This is a genomic window from Rhizobium jaguaris, assembly GCF_003627755.1.
GTDB lineage: Bacteria > Pseudomonadota > Alphaproteobacteria > Rhizobiales > Rhizobiaceae > Rhizobium > Rhizobium jaguaris.
Genome location: NZ_CP032695.1, coordinates 973,817 through 994,423, shown reverse-complemented (window position 1 = coordinate 994,423; position 20,607 = coordinate 973,817). Strand labels below are relative to the sequence as shown.

Here is a 20,607-nt window from a genome sequence, read left to right as displayed (position 1 = left end):
GGTCGTACCCATGCCTCGCGAACATCGCATTCTCATAACTGGCGCCAGCGGCTTCGTTGGTGCTTGGTTGGTGCGCGAGCTTGAGAGTCGCCGACTTCTGGGCGATATCGATCTGACGGTGTTGACCGCAGGTCACGGCGAGGCGTCGGCTTTGACTGCAGATATCTCCGATAAGGGCCAGACTATGGCGCTTATCGGAGCCTCGCGCCCCTCGGCGGTCATTCATCTTGCAGCAATTGCCGCCCCCGCTGATGCTCGCAATGCTCCCGATCGTGCATGGGACGTAAACTTTCGTGGAACGATGAATCTCGCCTACGCGACAATGGAACTCGCACCGAATGCGCGTTTCATTTTTGCGGGTAGCTCCGAGTCATACGGTGCCTCTTTCATTGAAAGGGCCGGGGTGCCGGTCGACGAGGATACTGCGCTCAAGCCTATGGGCGTTTATGGAGCAACGAAAGCCGCTGCAGACATCCTGCTCGGCCAGCTCGCCTATGAAGGACTGAAAACAATCCGCTTTCGGCCCTTCAATCATACCGGTCCGGGCCAAACCGACGCCTATGTCGTACCCGCATTTGCGAAGCAGATTGCTGAGATTGTAGCAGGCCTTCGCGCTCCCACTCTTAGCGTCGGGAATCTTTCGGGATTTCGAGATTTTCTTGATGTGCGCGATGTCGTGCGGGTTTATGCCGACGCCGCGCTCAGCAGTCTCAGGCCAAACGTCGTTGGCAAAGCATTCAATCTGTCGTCAGGCCGACCGACACAAATTCGCGAGATACTCGATATCCTCATAGAGCTGTCAAAATTACAGGTCGATATTGAAATCGACCCCCAACGCTTGAGGAGCTCTGAAGTTCCGATTGCATCGGGTCGGAACGAGGCTGCACTGGAGGCTTTTGGATGGAAGCCGCAAATCGAGTTGCGCGACACACTCAATGACGTCTTGGCAGAGTGGCATCTGCGGGTGAAGTCTCGATAATGCCGGGATGCGCCACGCATCATGTTGCCTAAGGGCCGGAGATAGAGATTTGCTGAAATGCATCTGGAATTGCCGACATTTCATCATCGCCTCAATCGAGGGAGAGTTGCGGGGACACTTTGCACGATTCCGCCTTGGGGCACTGTGGTCTATCCTAGACCAGCAGTCGAGACGAGTAGGAGAGTTTCCAGAACCATAATGTTTATCTCCCAAGCACAAAATTTCGAAGACGTCATTCTCTGGCGAGCACTGAAGAATATCGAAAATGGCTTCTACATAGATATTGGTGCTCAGGACCCCGTCATCGATTCGGTCAGCCGCTGCTTCTATGAAAACGGCTGGCGCGGTATTCACGCCGAGGCAACGATGCATTATGCCGAAAAGATGCGGCAGGACCGACCGGACGAGATTGTTATCCAAGCCGCAATTGGAATCGGCAATGGCTCCATCCGTTTTTTTGAGGTTCCAGAAACCGGCCTAAGCACCAGCGATCGCGATAGCGCGATGAAGCATAAAGCTGCCGGCCGCAGCGTGGTCGAAACCGATGTTCCGCTCATGCCTCTATCAGCCGTTTTCGCGCAGGGTGGAGACCGGGAAATCCATTGGCTTAAGGTCGACGTGGAAGGCATGGAAGCATCGGTCATTGACAGCTGGGCACCATCTCCTGCACGACCTTGGATCGTCGTCATGGAAAGTACGCTGCCGAATTCGCAGGAAACGAACTACGAAAAATGGGAACCAAAATTGCTCGGCATGGGTTACCAATTTGTCTATTTCGACGGTCTGAGCCGCTTCTACGTGAGCGATCAACATCAGGAACTTCTGCGTTTCTTCGGCCCCGGTCCGAATGTCTTCGATGATTTTGTGCTCGCGGAGCATACAACCTACGCGGCTGTGTTGCAGTCGCGGTTGGCTGAGCGCGATCAGATGCGCGCGGAGCAGGCCCGAATCGTTCTGCAAGTTAAGGGAGACATCCTAGAAGGCGATCGACGGATCCACATATTTGAAGAAGAACTTTCCGCATCGCGTGGCCGCGAGGCGATCATAGGCGCGCAGCTGTATGAGGCCCACCACAGCCTTTCATGGCGACTGACGCGCCCTCTGCGCAAAATCAACGCTCTGAATGCCCGGTTGCTCGGACTGCCCCGGCGAGGTGTAAGGATCCTGCTTGAACAGATCATTCGCTGGCTTTCCCGCCATCCCGAATGGAAGGACAGATGCCTTCGGCTGCTTTATCGCTTTCCAAAATTTAGGGGCCTGCTGGAAGCATTTGCGAGATCGCGCGGATATGGTGTAACGCCGCACGGTTTGGATGTCGGTCGCGAGGCAGAATGGTATATCGACGCGCCCAAAGGCACTTCAGGCCAGTGGAAGCAACTGCTCGAAGATATTCCAACAAAAAGTGAAAGATAACAGCCTATGCGGCTATGGATTGATGGTCAGTGTTTCCAAACGGCAAGCAGATTGCGAGGGATCGGGCGGTACGTACAGGAGCTGCTACTTGGAATTGTAGACAATCATCCCGACGTTGAACTTCTTGTTTCGCTCAATGCTGCTATGCCGTTGGAAGCCCTGGCAGCGCGCGATCATCTGCAGAAATGGATCAAGCCCGGCAACATCCACATGTGGCATGGCGTTGCGGAAGGAGGCGAAGCGGTCAACGGCTATACGGAAAAACGGCGGTTAAGCGAGGTTGCACTTGCCTATCATGTCGCCTGTTTGAAGCCCGATATAGCGCTCTCCTCAAGCCCCTTCGAAGGTGTCGGAGAAAAGGCTGTCCCTCTTGTTCCGAATGACATCTCGGGAATACCAATTGCTTCCATCTTCTACGACGCAATCCCCTATCGCTATCCGCAGCAATATCTCACCTCTTCTGCGATGCGAGCATATTACGATCGACGCCTCGCGCTCTATTCGCGATATGACCTGAACCTTTGTATCTCGGAATATTCTCGCAACGAATGTGTTGAAATCTCAAAGAACGATCGCTCCATTAACATACTCGCCGGCGTCTCGAAGGATTTCATCGACGCGATCGAACATCACGATGCTAAGATGCCGAAGTCGATCGAGAAGCCTTTCATCCTCTACGTAGGCGCGCTGGACTGGCGGAAGAATGTCAAGTCCGCCATCCAAGCCTTCGCGCAGCTCCCATCAGATGTGCGCGACCGCTATAGTTTCGTCCTGGCCGGAGATCATCCCCGAGCGCTCCTAAAGGACGAGGAGGACCGTTGGAAGAAGCTTGGCCTTCCAGAAAAGGACCTTGTAGCTCTCGGCCATGTCACCGACAGCCAGCTCGTTTCACTTTATAAGGCGACAGGTCTGGCAATTCAGCCGTCCTTGCTTGAAGGTTTCGGTCTGACTGCCCTGGAAGCTATGACCTGTGGCGCCGCCATCATCGCTTCGAACACCGGCGCTTTACCGGAGGTCATCGGCGACGCAGAACTCCTGTTCGATCCAGCCGATGTGAATGACATCGCTCGGGTCATGGAACATGCCCTTACCCATCCGGAGGCGACAAAGGCGGTCGCCGAAAGGCAGCGTTGCCATGCTCAAGAATTCAGTTGGGCAAAATCTGCAGCCATTGCGGTCGAGGCTTTGAGAAAAGCTGCAGTTGCCGGCACCGTGAGACCTGCCAGCGCCGAAGCCTCTCCGTCGGCGATCCAAAAGGCTGTGCTCAGAAACCTCGAACGTACAGCCGTTCCGGCCGATGCAATCGCCGAAACCCTGGCTCGCTCCGAAAAAGCAATCTCCACCGGCACACGCCTCATCGTCGATGCGACAGCCACGTATCGCATCGACCACAAAACTGGCATCCAACGTGTGGTCAAAAACATCTGCGCCAATCTCGGAGCTCAGGACGAAAGTAAGAGCGATGGGATCGAAAAGGTAATTGCATATAGCGATTCATCCGATGGCTGGTTCAGCATTCCCAGTACTCTGGAGAAGTCAGCCCGCCCGCGCGCCTTCACGGAAGATAATCGGCTGGACTTCTCCTCCGACGACCTGATTTTGATGCTAGATAGTTCCTGGGAGTTTTACAGACACCACTATATGACGTTGCGCTCTGCCCGCTTGCGAGGAGCCCACGTAATCTCGTGCCTCTACGATACTATTCCGCTTCGGTTTCCGGCATTTTGCAACCCGACGATGCCGCCAATTTTTTCCACTTGGTTCCAGACAGCCTTGTCCTATTCGACGGCCTTCATCTGCATCTCGAAGGCCGTCGCCGACGAGCTCACTGCCTTTCTCGAAGCAATCCAGTTTCCGAGAGAAATGAAGATAGGTTATTGGCATCTGGGAGCAGATTTCGCCGAAAAAGGCGGTGCCACCGAGATTGATCCCGTGCGGCAAGACGAACGTCCGAGCTTTCTCATGGTCGGGACGCTCGAGCCGCGCAAGGGGTATGCGCTTGCTTTGGATGCTTTCGACCTGCTGTGGAGCGAAGAACTGGATGTCAAGCTGACGATTGTCGGAAAGCCCGGTTGGGGGGTAGAACATCTCCTTCGCCGCGTTGAAAGTCATCCCGAGTATGGAAAGCGCTTATTCTGGTTTAATGGCGTTTCCGATGAGAAACTGCAGAAAGCGTATGCCGATAGCGATGCCCTCATCGCAGCCTCATACGCCGAAGGTTTTGGGCTTCCCATCGTTGAGGCCGGTCACTTCGGCAAATCGGTTATCGCTAGCGATATCCCCGTTTTTCGCGAGGTTGCCGCGCGCGGCCAGAATTGCCGTTTCTTCACAGTGGGTTCACCAGCCGCTCTCGCAGAGACTATCCGAGAGTTCTTGACATCACACCGTGATCCGCCCAACGCGGGAGCAGACGACAACTGGTTGAGCTGGAAGGAGAGTGCCGACGAATTGCAGCGGATTGTACTTGGCGATGACTGGTATCGGACATACAGGCCCGCCTCAAACAGAACCTACGTGCCGATAAGTGACATCGGCAACACCAGAATGCAAGAGGTACTGCGCTCGGGCGACACCCAGCACAAACTCGAACTGATAGAAGGACCGATTGCCAGCGGCGACCGCCGCCTGCTGAAATATACGGTCCGGATCAGCAATCTATCGGCAAAGCTATGGACGAGCGCCGGCGCTGAGAATGGCTCGTTTGCAGTGACGGCGAGGTATCGCGTTTTCGCAAAGGACGGAAGCATGATCTCCGCCGATAGTTCCCGAACTTCGATTCCTTTCGTACTTGTGCCAGGTGACAGCCTGTATGTTTGCGTCGAGATTCCCCAGGATCTCAAAATGAAGGGCGGCGCTTTTGCCGAAATAGGTCTTGTTCAGGAGGCCGCGCATTGGTGGAGCGATCCATTGCGAGTGGTACTGTGACCTGGTCATGATGCATAACAGAGCATGGGTGGTATTAGGCGGATGAAAATTGGCATCGACGCACGCAATTTTGTAACCAGCATGACCGGCATCGGGCGGTATCTCCTGGAAATGAGCCGTCATCTTGCGCTGCTCGGTCACGACTTGCATTTTTACTTGCCCGAAGCTCCGCACTCCAATCTGAAGGTGCTACCAACGGGGAAGCTGTGCGTATCGCACTTTCCCGGAGGAATCAGGCGCATGATCTGGGCACAAACCGAACTCCCTCGCCTTGCCGCGAAGGATAAGATCGACGTTTTTTGGGGGCCGGCACATCGTCTGCCTTTCGTTCTCAACCGCCGGATTGCGCGCGTGATTACAATTCACGATCTCGTTTGGCGGGACATGGCCAAAACCATGCAATGGCAGACCTGGATGGCCGATCGCTGGCTGATGAGACCGGGGGTCACCGTTGCCGATGAGATTGTTGCCGTTTCCGCCGCGACGGCAGATGTGTTGAAAGATCAGTTTCCCGGATGTGACAAAAGACTGAACATCATTTATCCCGGATTAACCGCGATTGGCGGCGAGAAAGAGCCGACAGACCTCTCGCGGTTTGGTATTGATCGCCCTTACATTCTTTTTGTAGGCACGCTTGAGCCCCGCAAAAACCTCCATAGGCTGCTGCAAGCCTACGCTTCACTTCCTGAATCCACAAAAGATGGATTTCTTATTGTGCTTGCTGGTGGCCAAGGCTGGCGGCTAGGTGATCTAAAACAGCTTATTGCAGAACTGGGAATTGAAGCGCTTGTCCGACTTACGGGTTATGTGTCAGACGCCGATCTGACGGAACTTTATGGCCATGCGAGGTTTCTTGCGATGCCATCCCTATATGAGGGTTTTGGATTTCCTATAATAGAGGCCAACTCGTGGGGAGTTCCCGTGTTGACCTCAAACACGTCGTCGATGCCAGAAGTCGCGGGCGACGCGGCGATCCTGGTGGATCCCGACAACGTTCAATCGATACGGGACGGCCTGCAGAGACTCGCGACTGACGATCTCCTGCATGCTAGGTTAGCTGAAAATTCCCGACCGAATGCAACTCGATTCAATTGGCGAACGAGTGCGCTCCAGCTTGAAGCGATATTCAAAAAGGCTATAGTCGAGCGAGAAGCTCGGCTGCGGCAATATTAGTTAAAGTGCGCCTTACACCTGAAACTCCGGCATAATATTGGATCGAAAAAGTCTTTTACTAAGTCTAGAGCACATCCCCTTTTACTCCGGGTCAAACTGCGGCTGCGAAGTAAATGCCTTGAGTTTCGAGAATGCGTTTCGATGGGTAAGACCGTATATCCTTCTTCAGCAGTGTAGGGCGAGCCACCTCACTCCTGAAGAAGGATATACGGTCATACGGTGGAGCGCACCGAGGCAAAAATTTGCTTGATCCATGGTTTTTCCTTAAAACGAAAAGGCGCCTTGTGGATGATCTGATTTGCCTTTATCGGCTAGGTCTCGATGCGCTGGGCTATTCTGCGCCCCACCTTGCGCAAAGGCCGCTCCAGCAGCCTGTAGTTAAACTCTGCGGCGCATCCTGCCAGGGCGGAGGCAATGACGAGCGGCAACAGCGAAAGCGCGTCGTAGGGCTCTGCGCCGGCTAATGGATTCGTCATGATCCAATGTGTCAGGCCGATCGCCGGGAGATGCACGAGATAGAGGCCGAATGATCGAGCCCCTAGCCATTGAACGATCGGAGACAGCCGCCCAGCTTCGAAATAATTCCGGTTCCTGCTGCCAATGTAGACGAGCCCAGCAGCAAAAACCGCAACAAGGGCGGTCGACATTCCTAGACCAGTAGAGGGAACAACCGTCATCGCGGCAATAAGTATGGCTCCCGCGATGACATACATTATTCTCTGCTTTGGTAGCTGAAAGTTGGCTTCATTCGCTGCGATCGCGATCAGAACGCCCCACGCCAATGCATCCGCTCTGAAATACCAGAGCGCGTTGGGCGGATCATGCGGTCTGCCGACAAAAAACTGAAGAGCGATTACCCCAAACAGGATGCCAACCAGCGTGTTGCGCCCCGAGAACCACACCACAAAGGGCAAGACAAGATAGAATTGCTCCTCAAGCCCGAGGGACCAGTAGGCCGTGTAAAACACTGAACCGCCTCCGCAGGTCGGCGTGCACATGGCATAATGGACATTCCCTATCTGGAGCATCATCCACCCGTACTCAGGCAAGGTGCCGGCCAAATATCCGGCCCCGTCAAAAACGTAGGGTGCCATCGTTGCGGCAAGTGCAAAGGTGGCCCAAAACCATGCTGACGGCAGTATGCGGAAGACACGTTTTATCCAGAATGCCGAAAAGAATGCTGCCTTTCGCTCATTCCGGCTCTTCATTTCCAATAGTTCCCGACCGATAACGAAGCCGGAAATGGCGAAGAAGAGATCGACTCCCACCCATGGGTTGAAATTTTTATTCAACTGGCTGTACCAGGCTATTTTGAGCCACGAAAGGTGAGAAAAAATAGCCAGCGTTATCGCTATGGCGCGGAGAACCTGGATGTCACGTATCACTTTTGGCATGGCCGCATTCATACCGACTTTCTAACCCACATCAACCAGCACCTTCGCCTGCCTGGCGCCCTCCGCATTGTGGGCGGGTAATTTGTCCACAATTACCTCATCGCTTGGGGACCATAAGCGGATACCAACATCCAACAAAATCGAGAAGAGGTACTTGGTTCACAGCCGGTGCGGCAAATTTATTTCAAAGATCTTCAGACTACCAGTCCCGCCATAATATCCTCTAAACTCGATGTTGTCGGCTGAAGCTTTCAAATCGAACGTCAGCGTCAATGTACGGCGATTGCCATCACAGCGCAAATCACCGGCACGGATGTCCTCACGGGCAAACTGCGCTTTACCCTGATTGGCAACGACGTCAAAAATATTCTCCGAGGTATTGCCAGCGCACGAATATTCAATCGATGTCTCATAGTGCCCCTTGTCCAGGTGAATGTAAGGGCCGAAGAATAGGAAACCAGCGCGATCACGTGGTGCCACGGCATCAAGAATACCGCCATCTAAGCTGCCAATTTGGTGACTTACCACCGACAACTCGTATTTGACTTGGTCAGGCCTAAAAGACCTCGGAAAATGCTTCATAGCTTGCTGAGCAACTGCGTTCAGATAAAGATAATTGGATATCTTGCTGCGCAGCTCATCTGGATCCGAATAAACTAGGATTTGGAATTCGTCACAGTTCGCCTTGTATGTGGGCTCCCCAAGGTATCGGACAATATCTGTCTGCTCGAAGCCATTGCCAATAACGAAATTTGTGACTGATGGCTGCGCCGATTTCATGTCATAGTAGTACCACTGGAGATTACTTCCCCAAAAGAATGGTCGCGGCACCGCAGGTTCCAATTGGTTTATTTGAATATCCCAGTTGGTCATGCTGGACAGTTTTCGAGCTAACCAATACTGCGCCAGTCCAGATTTAAGGTGCAGATTTTCTCGGCACGCGGCCAGCGTGTCTGCCGTCTTGGCGCGTTGCAAAAATGGCTTGTCAAGATTCACTGGGTTGCTTTGTGAAAGTGAAACCATGCAAAGAGTCGTGAGGCAGGCAAGTACTCCGAGTGAAAGACTGCCTTTGGAGCGAAGCCATTGGGCCAATATCATGGCAGCCAATATTAGCCCGCCTATCTGCATGCCGACTAGATAACGTGCGTAACCAACTTGGTCTTCCCGCCAGAGCAATATGCCGGCGCCAAGGCCGCAAATGGTGAGAAGAGATAAGAAAATCCATGCGCGCGCAATAGCTTCCGGCATTGCGACGCTGTGGTTTATTTTCCATCTCAGCCAGCGAACCACGAAGAGTCCCGCTGGTATTGAAGCAGCAAAGAGAAGAATTGCTAGTCCGGGTGATCTGGACGCAACCGTTAGAATCGAGGCTACACGAGCCACTGGCCGAAATGCCACAGGATCCATAACCTGTTCGATGAGCATTCGCTCTGCCAGAAAAACGAGCGCAAACGCTGCGCAGGTTTCTAAAATAAACAAAACAAACCTACGGACTCCGGTGGCGCTGGGGTTCACCACCAAAAGCGACACCGCATATGGCACGCTGAAGAATACGACAAAAAACTTATCCGACAATATTCCTAGCAAAAACACAACAATCATCAGGCCTCTCCGCCATATCCTCCCGCGGGCCAGGACTTGTTCGTAAGCGCGGAATGCAATGAGCCCCCAGATGACTGACGTACCATGCGCTATAGGCAAAAATGGATGCGCTACTAGCGTTTCGACATGCTCGAACGCCACGGCGGAAATCGTCAGAAGGCACAAGATCAAAAACAAGATCCAAGCAAAGTCCGATGTCGACCTCTCTACGATGGCCTGGCGAATAATCAAACGAGCAGAAAATGCCAGAAGCGACAGATGCCAAATCCCCATCGCAAATATTGATAAGTATATATCTCGCAGTAAGATCCTTAAAACAAAATATATCAACGTATCAGGAAAAAAATATGGTGCCCTTGAGACCATCCACGTAAACATAGAGAAATTTTGATTATAGATCATATCCTCTATGAAACTTGGTATAGTTAATTGATCTGAGTTTAATACATAATTTTGGATTATTTCATTCGAAAAAAGCGCGACAAAACATGCGACGATTATCAGGACAGCGCATACGTTAGTAGCCGATCTTAAGTAATATATCTTTTTCATAAGTGCCGTATGACGCGTTGCTGTTGAAAGAAGGCCGGTGGAAGCCCCCGGTCTACGAGTTTGGAGTGTGCGAAGGAAACAGGATTAAGGTTTTTTATTGGATATTATTTGATCTCTTAAAGTTCCTCGCAAGAACTCGGACTGGTTCTTTGAGATCTCAATTGCGGCTACTCTCCAAGGCGCAACATCCCATCGCTCCCTGGGGTTTCCGCCTCCTACTATCGGATTTGTCTCTCCTTCTCAATACGGAGAGTAGGCGCTTCGAGGTCCCTTTTGACGTCTTGAAAGCTGTGCCATCAATGCAGCTATTCACCGACCTCCAAGTCGGGTAGTCGGCAAAACGGACCAGGACGTCCAAAAAGACATTCTTCAGAATCTTGGCCACTCGACCTTAATATTTTGACGACCCAGGAGATGGCCTTGGTTTACTCGCCTGCTGTGTCCGGCCATGCGAACCGCCTAGCATCTCCCTCTAGGGGTCACTGGATTGCGCCTTTGAGCAGTTAGTGTTCAAGCTCGGGATTGCGGTCGTCGATAAACCGGCAGAGAGCGCTCCGAAAAAATCGCACGATGAATCGCGTCGGCCGTATGGACCAAACGCAGCAGTTTCGCCAGCGCCGCGGGAAGTAGCCTGTTGATGCCGGCACAATACCCCCGATGATGGCGATCGAATCCTGCTCCAGGTTGAGGCGCCGGTCTTCCGGGGTGCGGCATGTGGAGTGGTGATGCCGTCATCACAGATTCTATATTCTATATTCAATCTCGAGATGTCTCTACAACTTCATGAGCACTTGGTCTTTACCAAACGGCGTCCACTGTATATCAGCTACGGCCTTCAGATCATCGGCTTCACAGAAGTTCAATACCAAACGAAAGATTGTCATGGTACCGCAAATTTCCCTCGTCGTACCGGTCTATAAAGAAGAGGCGAACATCCGTCCTTTTCTTGCCCGAGCCGAAGCGGTGTTCGAAAAAATGGGAAAATCATACGAGATTATTTTTTCTTTGGATCCGTCACCGGATCGTACCGAAGAGGTTATTCTCGAGGAGATCAATCGTAACTCCAATATCAAGCTATTGTTGTTCTCGCGCCGGTTCGGACAACCCGCGGCCACCATGGCAGGCATACTGGCTTGCACTGGTGAAACGTGCGTTGTGATAGATGTCGACCTCCAGGATCAGCCGGAACTGATTGAACAGCTTTATGGCAAGCTCTCCGAGGGCTTCGAGGTCGTATATGCTACGCGTCGCAGCCGACGCGGCGAGACTTGGTTCAAGCGTACAATTTCGCATTTCGGATATACCGTAATCAACAAGCTGAGCGACGTCAAAATCCCGCGCAATACTGGCGATTTCAGGATCATGACGCGCCGCGTTATCGAACAGCTGCGGCAACTTAATGAGACGCACGGATTTCTGAGAGGTTTGGTCGCGTACGTTGGTTTTAAGCAAGGCTTCATCGAGTATGACCGCGATGAACGATTTGCTGGAAGAGGAAATTATAACCGGTTGACCGGATCGTTTAAGATTGGTCTCAACGGGCTCGTCAGCTTCTCCTCGCGTCCGCTATTCATGATGTCGATTGCTGGCTTCATCCTTGCCGCCTTCAGCTTTTTGCTTGGTGCGTGGTATGTCCTCCAGAAGCTCATCGGCATAAATTTGTCCGCCGGCCTGTCGACGACAGTTCTGATTGTCACCTTCTTCTCGGGTGTCCAGCTACTTGGGCTCGGGCTTATCGGCGAATACGTCGGTAGAATCTATGACGAGGTTAAGCGTCGGCCCATGTACATTGTCGATCGGCAGGTTAATTTTGCGGAGCAGAAGTCGTGATCCCATTTAAGCTTCCCTCTCCCCAAGGGTATACCGAAGAGCCTGTGTGGAATGGCCGCGAGTTCGTGAGTCAGGCCGCCTCGACCAGAAGCAGCGCACTCATGGAACTGTTGGTGAAGATTGAGGTCAATTTGCTATCAGGGATGTCGCTTCTTTTTGGCGTCCGAGTGACGATGACGGTCATAAAATAGCACCACGCTCTGATGCGCGTTATTGGTGGCCACCGCGATGGGGATGGAAGCCTCACTCACGAGTATAAGCCCCTGCCCACAGCAACGGGACGAAGTAAACAATGAATCTTCTTCAAGACCCAAGGTTTCAGGTCGTAAAATACCTTCTGGTCGGAGCGTTGACTGCGGCATTGTATTTCTCGATTCTCTTCTTCACGGTAAGTATCCTGCAAATTCATCACGCCTTATCCGTAAGTATATCATATTTTTGCGGAACAATTTTCCATTTTTCCGCAAACAAAATTTTTACATTCGGAAGCAAGAGTCAAAAAATACTTACGGAATATCTGCGTTACATCTGCCTGGTAATTTTAAACTATATAATCACTTTGATCGTCGTCTACCTCGTGGTTGATGTCTCAGGTCAGTCCACATACATCGGCGTTGGCGTCGCGATTGCTGTTACAGTTGGACTGGGGTATGGGGTCACGAAACTCTGGGTTTTTCAGCATAGCAGGGGGTAGTTTTGGCTAGTACATTTGTGGTGACGGGTTGCGCGGGCTTCATCGGAAGCAATCTGGTCGATCGTTTGCTCGGTGACGGACACGCAGTCATCGGCGTCGATAATTTTTCGACCGGCCAACGTCGCTTCCTAGAGGGCGCGCTAGCAAATAGGAATTTCCGGCTGATCGAGATGGATATTCTTGATCTTGACCTCTTGAAGACCGCTTTTCAAGGCGCTGATGCAGTGTTTCATCTGGCGGCCAATGCTGATGTTCGTTTCGGCACGGAGCATCCGCGCAAAGATCTCGAGCAGAATACGATCGCGACCTATAACGTGCTGGAGGCAATGCGCGCTAACGGCATTCGCAAGATCGCGTTCTCGTCGACCGGCTCGGTCTATGGGGAGGCGCCAGTCATTCCTACACCCGAAGACGGTCCCTTCCCTATACAAACTTCCCTGTACGGCGCCTCGAAAGCTGCTGGCGAGGGATTGATCTCGGCTTATTGCGAGGGCTTCGGATTCCAGGCCTGCATCTTCCGCTTCGTATCCATTCTCGGCGAGCGCTACACGCATGGCCATGTTTTCGACTTCTATGAGAAGCTGAACAAAGATCCAACGCGTCTTCCGGTGCTCGGCAACGGCAAGCAACGCAAATCCTACCTTTACGTTCAGGATTGCATCGATGCGATCCTGCTGGCGATGGAAAAGGCTGAAGCGAAGGTCAACATCTTCAATTTGGGTGTGGACGGCTATTGCGAAGTCAACGATTCGATCGGCTGGATATGTGAGACATTGGGACTGTCCCCAAATCTGGAATATAGCGGCGGAGATCGCGGCTGGATTGGCGATAACCCATTCATTTTTCTCGATACCAAGCGCATCCAATCGTTGGGCTGGAAGCCGAAGTATTCAATCCGCGACGGTGTTTTGAGGACGGTTGAATACCTTCGGACAAACGAATGGGTCTTTAACGCAAGGACATAAGATGAAGGTTTGCGTACAGGGGCTTTGGCACCTTGGCTCCGTAACTGCCGCGTGCCTCGCCAGCGTTGGCCACGATGTGATCGGCCTCGATGACAATTCAGAGGTCATCGCCGGCCTGAAAAAAGGTGCGGCTCCGCTCCTGGAACCCGGACTTGACGATCTTCTGTCAGCAGGTTTGGCCAGCAGTCAGCTTGGTTTCACAACCGATCCGGCTGAAGCGTTGGCCGAAGTCGATGTTCTTTGGATCGCCTACGACACGCCCGTGGACGATGATGATCGCGCAGATGTGCGATACGTTTCATCGAGGATCGAGGCGAGCTTGCCTTATCTTAAGTCTGGCGCCGTCGTGCTGATCTCGTCGCAAATGCCCGTTGGTTCCATTGCGGCGTTGGAGACATATTCCCGGTCGATCGGGCGCAATGATCTGCACTTTGCATGCAGCCCCGAGAATTTGCGTCTCGGCGGCGCACTAAAGGTCTTCCTTAGCCCGGACAGAATCGTCATAGGCGTGCGGGATGCGATCACGAAAGAACGCCTTGCGGTGCTCTTGTCACCGGTGACCGACAAGCTTGAGTGGATGTCGGTTGAATCGGCCGAAATGACAAAACATGCGATCAACGCATTTCTCGCAACATCGGTGACCTTCGCAAATGAGATCGCGGCCATCTGCGAGTTGGTCGGCGCCGACGCAAAGGAAGTCGAGCGCGGTTTGAAGACCGAGGCACGCATCGGTCCTAAGGCATATTTGTCGCCGGGCGGACCATTTGCCGGAGGAACGCTGGCGCGTGACATCGAATTCCTTCGCGATGCAAGCGGTGGCAAAGGTGGCCTTGCGACACCGCTCCTTTCTTCTGTCAAAGTCAGCAACGACGAGCACAAGACATGGACACGCCGAAAAATTGGCGGTCTGCTGAATGCCTTGTCAGAGGTCAAGGTGGCTGTATGGGGTCTCACTTATAAGCCTGGCACAAGCACCTTGCGGCGATCGCAATCGGTCGAGCTATGCGACTGGCTTATTGCGCAGGGGGCAGCAGTCCAGGTGCATGATCCGGCAGCCACTGAATTGCCGGAGCGGTGGGCGGGATCGGTTCACCGCCATCAAGATGCGGTTGAGGCAGCGCGCGGCGCCCGCATTCTGGTAATCGGAACCGAGTGGCCCGAGTATCGAAACCGTATCGAGGCACTGCCTATGCCCGAATGCAAAGAACTGGCAGTCATCGACGCAAATCGCTTTGTGCAAGCGCAGGCAAAGGCATTGGGTTTAACCTACATCGCCGTCGGTAGCCCGCAGACCGAAGGAATGTCCTAGTGCAAGAAAAGCCGCTTAAGGGCCGCGTCGCAATCATTACCGGCGCCAATCAAGGTCTGGGACTTGAGATTGCCCGTAGATACGTCACAGCTGGCGCTGACCTCATGATATGCGCGAGAAACAGCGAACTACTGGATGCTGCCAAGACGGAGCTCCGGGCCCTGGCAACGCCTGAGCAGAGGCTGTCATGTTTATCCGCAGACGTATCAAAACAAGCTGATGTCGAAGCGGTGGTAAAAGCCACTCTGTCGCAGTTTGGAAGCTGCCAGGTTTTGGTAAACAACGCTGGCGTCTACGGTCCAAAGGGCGAGATCGAAACCGTCGATTGGTCCGAGTGGGTTCGGGCCATGGAGATCAATATTTTCGGCTCAGTCTTAATTTGCCGTGAGCTCCTTGGACATTTCAAGCAGCAGGGTTACGGCAAGATCATACAGCTATCAGGCGGGGGAGCGACCAATCCCCTGCCCCGAATAAGCGCCTATGCCGCATCAAAGGCGGCAATCGTGCGCTTTGCCGAAACGCTCGCGGAAGAAGTTCGCGGGCTAGGAATTGACGTCAACTGCATCGCGCCTGGCGCGCTTAATACGCGGATGCTTGACGAGGTGCTTGATGCCGGACCCGAGAAGGTGGGGCAGGCGTTTTATGAGCGCGCCTTGAAGCAAAAGGAAAGCGGCGGTGCCCCGATTGGGAGAGGCGCCGAACTCGCCCTTTTCCTTGCTTCCGCAGCGAGTGACGGAATTACCGGCAAGTTGATAAGTGCTGTATGGGACAACTGGGAGCATTGGCCGGAACATAAGGATGAACTCGCGAAGTCTGATGCCTACACATTACGTCGGATTACGGGTCGAGATCGCGGCTTCACCTGGGGCGACAAGTAATGCCGCGGCTAGGTGCAAAAGACCCGGTCGACGTTTTGCACCTCGGCAGTTCAATTGAAGCCACGTTGGCTTTCATTCACCGGAAATATAAGCGTCACAATCGGCAGTTTTTGCTGGAAAAGAAACCAAAATTTGAATCACAACTTGCCGATGCCTCAACCAAGAGGCTATCGGTTGCACCTCAACTTCGGCAGGACAAGGTTGTTTCGTTCTGATGACAGATGACGTATTCGGCGTGGCCATCATCGGTTGCGGATTGATCGGCCAAAAGCGAGCAGCGGCACTCAGCGCCAGGGCAAAGTTGGTGGCGTGTGCAGACAAGGATTGGCCCAGAGCCGAGAAGCTCGCTACCAGCCGTGGCGCACGTGCGTTCAGCGATTGGCAAGACGTCCTGGACTTGCCAGATGTGGACATTGTCATAATCGCCACACTTCATGACTCATTGGCAGAGCTGACACTAGCTGCAGCGCAAGCCGGAAAGCATGTGCTCGTGGAGAAGCCGGCGGCTCGTTTTGCTGCCGAGCTTGTGCCCGTGATGGCGGCTGCTGAAGCAACCGGTGTAAAGGTGCACGTGGGCTTCAACCATCGCTACCATCGCGCGTTGCGCAAAGCGAAGGAGATCGTTCACGACGGCGCTCTCGGCGAGCTGATGTTCATCCGCGCACGTTACGGCCACGGAGGTCGTATCGGCTACGATAAAGAGTGGCGATCAAATCCCGCCTTGTCCGGCGGCGGCGAGCTCATCGACCAGGGACCTCATCTCATAGATCTGTCGCGCTGGTTCCTCGGCGAATTCGCGGACGTATCAGGGTTCGCCAATACCTACTACTGGGACATGCCGGTCGACGATAATGGGTTCATGCTTCTCAAGACCGACAGGAAGCAAGCGGCTTTCCTCCATGTCTCGTGCACGGAATGGAAAAACATGTTTTCCATGGAGATCTACGGAAAGATAGGCAAGCTCGAGATTTCAGGGCTCGGCGGCAGCTACGGTGTAGAGCGACTGACCCACTATCACATGCTCCCCGAAATGGGTCCGCCTGAAACGACATCATGGGAATATCCAATGGCTGACAATTCGTGGTCGGTCGAATTGGAAGAGTTTTATGACGACATCAAGCTCGATCGCCCAAGCGCAGCAGGGCTCGCTGACGCCTATGAGTCGTTGAAGATTATCGAAAAGATCTATCAGGAGTCTGGCTATGATCATCGCGCGTAGTCCGTTGCGCATCACCTTGGGCGGCGGCGGAACCGATCTGCCTTCCTACTATCGGGATCACGGAGGCTTTCTCGTCTCTGCTGCGATCGACAAGTACGTATATGTCACAGTGATGCGCCCTTTCACGGAAGGCATCTATCTAAAATATTCCCAACTGGAACACGTTGATAAGATATCGGACGTTAAGCATCCGATTATCCGTGAATCTCTCCAGATGCTTGGGTTCAATACGCCGCAGGTGGAAATTACGACCCTTGCCGATATCCCAGCAGGCACAGGCTTGGGTTCCTCGGGAAGCTTCACCACCGCACTTCTGAAGGCTCTCTACACACATCGCCGGCGTCATCTCCACCAAGAAGAACTTGCCGAGCTAGCATGCCACATCGAAATCGATCGTCTCGGCGAGCCGATCGGCAAACAGGACCAATATATCGCTGCTATCGGCGGCGTGACCTGTTTCACCTTCCATAAGGACGACAAAGTATCGGCCGAGCCGCTTCGTGTCTCGATGGATACGATGTTCGATCTGGAAGACAATCTTCTGCTATTTTTCACCGGATTTTCTCGTAGCGCCAGCGGTATTCTCAAGGATCAGCAGGTCAAATCTCAGCAACATGACGCTGAAATGCTCAGAAACCTGCACTATGTGAAGGAGCTCGGCTACCGGAGCCGCGACGCTTTGGTCGATGGCAATACGATCCTTTTTGGTGAGCTCATGCATGAGCATTGGGAACACAAGAAGCGCCGCTCCGGGGGAATGAGCAATCCTAAGATCGACGAATGGTATGAACTCGGGATGAGGAATGGCGCCGTGGGCGGAAAGCTCGTAGGTGCCGGTGGCGGTGGCTTCCTCATGTTCCTTGCCAGGGATCGCAACAAGCTTCGCCATGCGATGGCCGCCGCCGGGCTAGAAGAAGTCAGGTTCCGGTTTGACTTCGAGGGCGCCAAAGTGGTGCTGGCCTCGTAATGTTAAGCGTCTGCATATTGGCGGGTGGCCTAGCGACACGATTACGTCCGATCACCGAAAAGATCCCAAAGTCGCTCGTAGAAGTTGCAGGCGAGCCATTCATCTTCCACCAGCTCCGTTATCTGAGCGAACAAGGCGTGACCGACGTCGTGCTCTGCGTTGGTTACCTCGGCGAGATGATTGAGGATCTTGTGAGCGACGGCGCATCATTCGGGCTTAATGTGAAATATTCTCCGGATGGCCCGCGCCTGCTCGGTACTGGTGGGGCGATAAGGCAGGCGTTGCCCATGTTGGCAGACAGCTTCTTTGTCCTCTACGGTGACTCTTATCTGCCGATTGACTTCTCAAAAGTGGAAGCCAGCTTCCGTTCTGCGAATAAACTGGGCCTGATGACGGTCCTTGAGAATGGCGATCGGTGGGACAAAAGCAATGTTCTGTTTCGCGACGGACAACTGATCGAATACAACAAGCGCGCGCCAAGTCCTGATATGAAATATATCGACTATGGCTTGGGGATACTGCAAGCGAGCGCACTCGAGACATATGAACCGGGAGAGGTCTTCGATATCGCCGACCTCTATCATAGCCTATCGCTGCGCGGCCAATTGGGTGGTTATGAAGTCACCGAACGCTTTTATGAAATCGGATCCCATAGCGGTCTACAAGAAGCAGAAACCTATTTTAGCGAGAACCTGAGACAATGAGCTACGCTGAACAACACCTAAAAGAAGCAGCAGAAATCATCCAGAAGCTTGACACCGGCGCGATTGAACGGATGGCTGAATTGCTGGCGACCGTAAAGGCAGAAGGTGGTCGAATCTTCTTCCTGGGCGTTGGCGGCAGTGCTGGGAACGCGTCCCATGCCGTCAACGATTTTCGTAAAATCGTCGGCATCGAGAGCTATGCTCCGACCGACAACGTATCGGAACTGACCGCCCGCACCAACGATGAGGGTTGGTCCACAATCTTTGCCGAGTGGCTGAAGATCAGCAAGTTGAATTCGAAGGATGTTCTATTCATCCTCTCGGTCGGCGGCGGCAATCTTGAAAAGAACATCAGCCCCAATCTGGTCGAAGCGCTCAAACTGGCAAAGGACGTTGGCGCAAAGATCACCGGCGTTGTCGGACGCGACGGCGGCTATACGGCCAAGGTCGCCGATGTGTGCGTCGTCGTGCCCACAGTCAATACCGAAACGATCACACCTCACTCGGAAGCGTTCCAGGCGGTTGTCTGGCATCTGCTGGTATCTCATCCGAAGCTGAAAGCCAATGATACCAAGTGGGAATCTGCGGTACGCTGAATGGCCAAGGCAGTCTTCCTAGATCGGGACGGTGTGATAAACCGCGCCATCGTGCGCGAGGGCAAGCCCTATCCGCCGGCAACCGTCGAGGAGACCGAAATCCTGCCAGATGTCGCTGAGGCGCTGAAGAGGCTTAAGGCGCACGGTTATCTGCTAATCGTGGTCACTAACCAGCCGGACGTTGCACGAGGCACGACGAGCAGGGAGACAGTAGAGGCGATCAACGCCTATCTAAGCGCCTCCCTGCCGATTGACGAGTTCCGGACCTGCTATCACGACAGCGGCGATGGCTGTGATTGTCGCAAGCCGCGTCCCGGATCACTTCTCGCCGCTGCAGCACTTCACGACATCGACATGAGCCGTAGCTTCATGGTCGGCGATCGCTGGCGCGATGTCGAAGCCGGACAAAATGCCGGCTGCAAAACGATCTTTATCGATTACGGCTACTGTGAAAAACAACCTGAGGCAGCGGACTGTCGCGTTTCGTCGCTCGGCAAAGCTGCGAACTATATTCTGGAGGAAGTGCAATGACTAAAGTAGAAGCGCTGAACGTCAAGATCTTTGCTGATGGCGCGGATAAGGCCGGCATGCTGGAAATGTATGCCAAGCCATTCATCAAGGGTTTGACGACCAACCCGACGCTGATGAAGAAGGCAGGCATCACCGATTATCGCGCATTCTGCAAGGACATCCTGACATCCATCGCTGATAAGCCGCTTTCGTTCGAAGTGTTTTCAGACGATTTCGCCGAGATGGAAGCGCAGGCTTTGGAAATTGCCAGCTGGGGCGACAACGTCTACGTCAAAATACCCGTGACCAACACCAAGCAAGAAACAGCCTATGCGTTGATCAAGAAGCTGGCGGCCAAAAAGGTAAAGCTGAACGTAACAGCGATCATGACGCTCAGCCAGGTCCGCGATGTCGTTGCCGCGCTCGATCCAAATGTGCCAAGCTATGTATCCGTCTTTGCCGGACGCATCGCCGACACGGGCCGCGACCCTGTGCCATTGATGGCCGCTGCAGTCGAAATGCTGAAGGTCGCTCCGGCCGCTGAGTTGATCTGGGCGAGCCCTCGCGAACTTCTCAACATCTTCCAGGCTGATGGGATCGGATGTCATGTGATCACCGTGACCAACGACATCCTGAAGAAATTGTCGCTGGTCGGTTACGACCTTGATGAATATTCGCTCGACACGGTGAAGATGTTCTACAACGATGCCACGTCGGCAGGCTTTAAGTTGTAGTCGGCCTGAAGCAGTTGAAGCGGCGCCTCAATTCGAGGAATTTGGACAAAAGAGAACTCGATCTTTCCGGCGACCGGTACGAACGAGCTCGTCGAGGTGTTTCACGGAGCCGAACCGACGACAGATAACATCTGCACGTGGGGTTACGATCGGCGGATGGAGA

Annotated in this window: 17 protein-coding genes; 15 read left to right on the top strand and 2 right to left on the bottom strand. The window is 53.4% G+C overall.

The window, feature by feature from the left end:
- The first annotated feature begins 10 nt into the window (after positions 1 to 10).
- The 4 genes from CCGE525_RS26940 (at position 11) to CCGE525_RS26925 (ending at position 6,490) form a co-directional block, all read left to right on the top strand.
- Positions 11 to 979, top strand: coding sequence for a GDP-mannose 4,6-dehydratase (locus CCGE525_RS26940; protein ID WP_120707335.1), 969 nt, complete (start codon positions 11 to 13; stop codon positions 977 to 979).
- Positions 980 to 1,177: 198 nt separating this feature from the next.
- Entirely contained in the window at positions 1,178 to 2,392 is a 1,215-nt protein-coding gene (locus CCGE525_RS26935; RefSeq protein WP_120707334.1) for an FkbM family methyltransferase, read from the top strand.
- Between the two features lie 6 nt (positions 2,393 to 2,398).
- Positions 2,399 to 5,317 carry a glycosyltransferase family 4 protein gene (locus CCGE525_RS26930; RefSeq protein ID WP_120707333.1) on the top strand — a complete coding sequence of 973 codons (2,919 nt, stop codon included), beginning with the start codon at positions 2,399 to 2,401 and terminating at the stop codon, positions 5,315 to 5,317.
- A 42-nt stretch (positions 5,318 to 5,359) separates the two neighbouring features.
- Positions 5,360 to 6,490: a glycosyltransferase family 4 protein gene (locus tag CCGE525_RS26925; RefSeq protein ID WP_120708647.1), complete on the top strand. Its 1,131-nt coding sequence runs from the start codon at positions 5,360 to 5,362 to the stop codon at positions 6,488 to 6,490.
- Between the two features lie 311 nt (positions 6,491 to 6,801).
- Here CCGE525_RS26925 and CCGE525_RS26920 read toward each other — a convergent pair whose 3' ends face one another.
- Both CCGE525_RS26920 and CCGE525_RS26915 read right to left on the bottom strand, forming a co-directional pair.
- A complete protein-coding gene (locus CCGE525_RS26920; protein ID WP_120707332.1) occupies positions 6,802 to 7,896 on the bottom strand; it encodes an acyltransferase family protein in 1,095 nt (364 codons plus the stop codon).
- Positions 7,897 to 8,043: 147 nt separating this feature from the next.
- The gene (locus tag CCGE525_RS26915) at positions 8,044 to 9,486 is read right to left on the bottom strand and encodes a hypothetical protein (RefSeq protein WP_162950320.1); all 1,443 of its coding nucleotides are present in this window, start codon (positions 9,484 to 9,486) and stop codon (positions 8,044 to 8,046) included.
- Positions 9,487 to 10,920: 1,434 nt separating this feature from the next.
- Between CCGE525_RS26915 and CCGE525_RS26910 the strand changes: the two genes are divergently transcribed.
- From CCGE525_RS26910 to CCGE525_RS26850, 11 genes are all read left to right on the top strand, one after another.
- A complete protein-coding gene (locus CCGE525_RS26910) occupies positions 10,921 to 11,868 on the top strand; it encodes a glycosyltransferase family 2 protein (protein ID WP_120707330.1) in 948 nt (315 codons plus the stop codon).
- Positions 11,869 to 12,160: 292 nt separating this feature from the next.
- Complete coding sequence (locus CCGE525_RS39920) at positions 12,161 to 12,562, top strand: GtrA family protein (protein ID WP_120707328.1); 402 nt, start codon at positions 12,161 to 12,163, stop codon at positions 12,560 to 12,562.
- 2 nt (positions 12,563 to 12,564) lie between these two features.
- A complete protein-coding gene (locus tag CCGE525_RS26895; protein ID WP_120707327.1) occupies positions 12,565 to 13,527 on the top strand; it encodes an NAD-dependent epimerase/dehydratase family protein in 963 nt (320 codons plus the stop codon).
- A 1-nt stretch (position 13,528) separates the two neighbouring features.
- Positions 13,529 to 14,836, top strand: a complete 1,308-nt coding sequence (locus CCGE525_RS26890; protein ID WP_120707326.1) for a nucleotide sugar dehydrogenase — start codon at positions 13,529 to 13,531, stop codon at positions 14,834 to 14,836.
- A complete protein-coding gene (locus CCGE525_RS26885; protein ID WP_120707325.1) occupies positions 14,836 to 15,714 on the top strand; it encodes an SDR family NAD(P)-dependent oxidoreductase in 879 nt (292 codons plus the stop codon). The genes CCGE525_RS26890 and CCGE525_RS26885 overlap by 1 nt, the downstream gene beginning before the upstream one ends.
- Positions 15,715 to 15,928: 214 nt before the next feature.
- Positions 15,929 to 16,933: a Gfo/Idh/MocA family protein gene (locus CCGE525_RS26875; protein WP_120707323.1), complete on the top strand. Its 1,005-nt coding sequence runs from the start codon at positions 15,929 to 15,931 to the stop codon at positions 16,931 to 16,933.
- On the top strand, positions 16,917 to 17,900 hold the full coding sequence (locus CCGE525_RS26870; RefSeq protein WP_120707322.1) for a GHMP family kinase ATP-binding protein: 984 nt from the start codon (positions 16,917 to 16,919) through the stop codon (positions 17,898 to 17,900). Before CCGE525_RS26875 ends, CCGE525_RS26870 begins: the two co-directional genes overlap by 17 nt.
- Positions 17,900 to 18,604 carry a nucleotidyltransferase family protein gene (locus CCGE525_RS26865; RefSeq protein ID WP_120707321.1) on the top strand — a complete coding sequence of 235 codons (705 nt, stop codon included), beginning with the start codon at positions 17,900 to 17,902 and terminating at the stop codon, positions 18,602 to 18,604. Before CCGE525_RS26870 ends, CCGE525_RS26865 begins: the two co-directional genes overlap by 1 nt.
- Positions 18,601 to 19,200: an SIS domain-containing protein gene (locus CCGE525_RS26860; protein WP_120707320.1), complete on the top strand. Its 600-nt coding sequence runs from the start codon at positions 18,601 to 18,603 to the stop codon at positions 19,198 to 19,200. The genes CCGE525_RS26865 and CCGE525_RS26860 overlap by 4 nt, the downstream gene beginning before the upstream one ends.
- The gene (locus tag CCGE525_RS26855) at positions 19,201 to 19,731 is read left to right on the top strand and encodes a D-glycero-alpha-D-manno-heptose-1,7-bisphosphate 7-phosphatase (RefSeq protein WP_120707319.1); all 531 of its coding nucleotides are present in this window, start codon (positions 19,201 to 19,203) and stop codon (positions 19,729 to 19,731) included.
- A complete protein-coding gene (locus CCGE525_RS26850) occupies positions 19,728 to 20,444 on the top strand; it encodes a transaldolase (RefSeq protein ID WP_120707318.1) in 717 nt (238 codons plus the stop codon). Before CCGE525_RS26855 ends, CCGE525_RS26850 begins: the two co-directional genes overlap by 4 nt.
- The last annotated feature ends 163 nt before the right edge of the window (positions 20,445 to 20,607 follow it).

Excerpts from the sequence above, each read along its gene's own strand:
- CCGE525_RS26890 (WP_120707326.1), top strand. The coding sequence starts at position 13,529 with ATGAAGGTTTGCGTACAGGGGCTTTGGCACCTTGGCTCCGTAACTGCC.
- CCGE525_RS26870 (WP_120707322.1), top strand. The coding sequence starts at position 16,917 with ATGATCATCGCGCGTAGTCCGTTGCGCATCACCTTGGGCGGCGGCGGA.
- CCGE525_RS26860 (WP_120707320.1), top strand. The coding sequence starts at position 18,601 with ATGAGCTACGCTGAACAACACCTAAAAGAAGCAGCAGAAATCATCCAG.
- CCGE525_RS39920 (WP_120707328.1), top strand. The coding sequence starts at position 12,161 with ATGAATCTTCTTCAAGACCCAAGGTTTCAGGTCGTAAAATACCTTCTG.
- CCGE525_RS26855 (WP_120707319.1), top strand. The coding sequence starts at position 19,201 with ATGGCCAAGGCAGTCTTCCTAGATCGGGACGGTGTGATAAACCGCGCC.
- CCGE525_RS26940 (WP_120707335.1), top strand. The coding sequence starts at position 11 with ATGCCTCGCGAACATCGCATTCTCATAACTGGCGCCAGCGGCTTCGTT.
- CCGE525_RS26910 (WP_120707330.1), top strand. The coding sequence starts at position 10,921 with ATGGTACCGCAAATTTCCCTCGTCGTACCGGTCTATAAAGAAGAGGCG.
- CCGE525_RS26875 (WP_120707323.1), top strand. The coding sequence starts at position 15,929 with ATGACAGATGACGTATTCGGCGTGGCCATCATCGGTTGCGGATTGATC.
- CCGE525_RS26920 (WP_120707332.1), bottom strand. The coding sequence starts at position 7,896 with ATGAATGCGGCCATGCCAAAAGTGATACGTGACATCCAGGTTCTCCGC.
- CCGE525_RS26930 (WP_120707333.1), top strand. The coding sequence starts at position 2,399 with ATGCGGCTATGGATTGATGGTCAGTGTTTCCAAACGGCAAGCAGATTG.
- CCGE525_RS26915 (WP_162950320.1), bottom strand. The coding sequence starts at position 9,486 with ATGATTGTTGTGTTTTTGCTAGGAATATTGTCGGATAAGTTTTTTGTC.
- CCGE525_RS26935 (WP_120707334.1), top strand. The coding sequence starts at position 1,178 with ATGTTTATCTCCCAAGCACAAAATTTCGAAGACGTCATTCTCTGGCGA.
- CCGE525_RS26865 (WP_120707321.1), top strand. The coding sequence starts at position 17,900 with ATGTTAAGCGTCTGCATATTGGCGGGTGGCCTAGCGACACGATTACGT.
- CCGE525_RS26850 (WP_120707318.1), top strand. The coding sequence starts at position 19,728 with ATGACTAAAGTAGAAGCGCTGAACGTCAAGATCTTTGCTGATGGCGCG.
- CCGE525_RS26925 (WP_120708647.1), top strand. The coding sequence starts at position 5,360 with ATGAAAATTGGCATCGACGCACGCAATTTTGTAACCAGCATGACCGGC.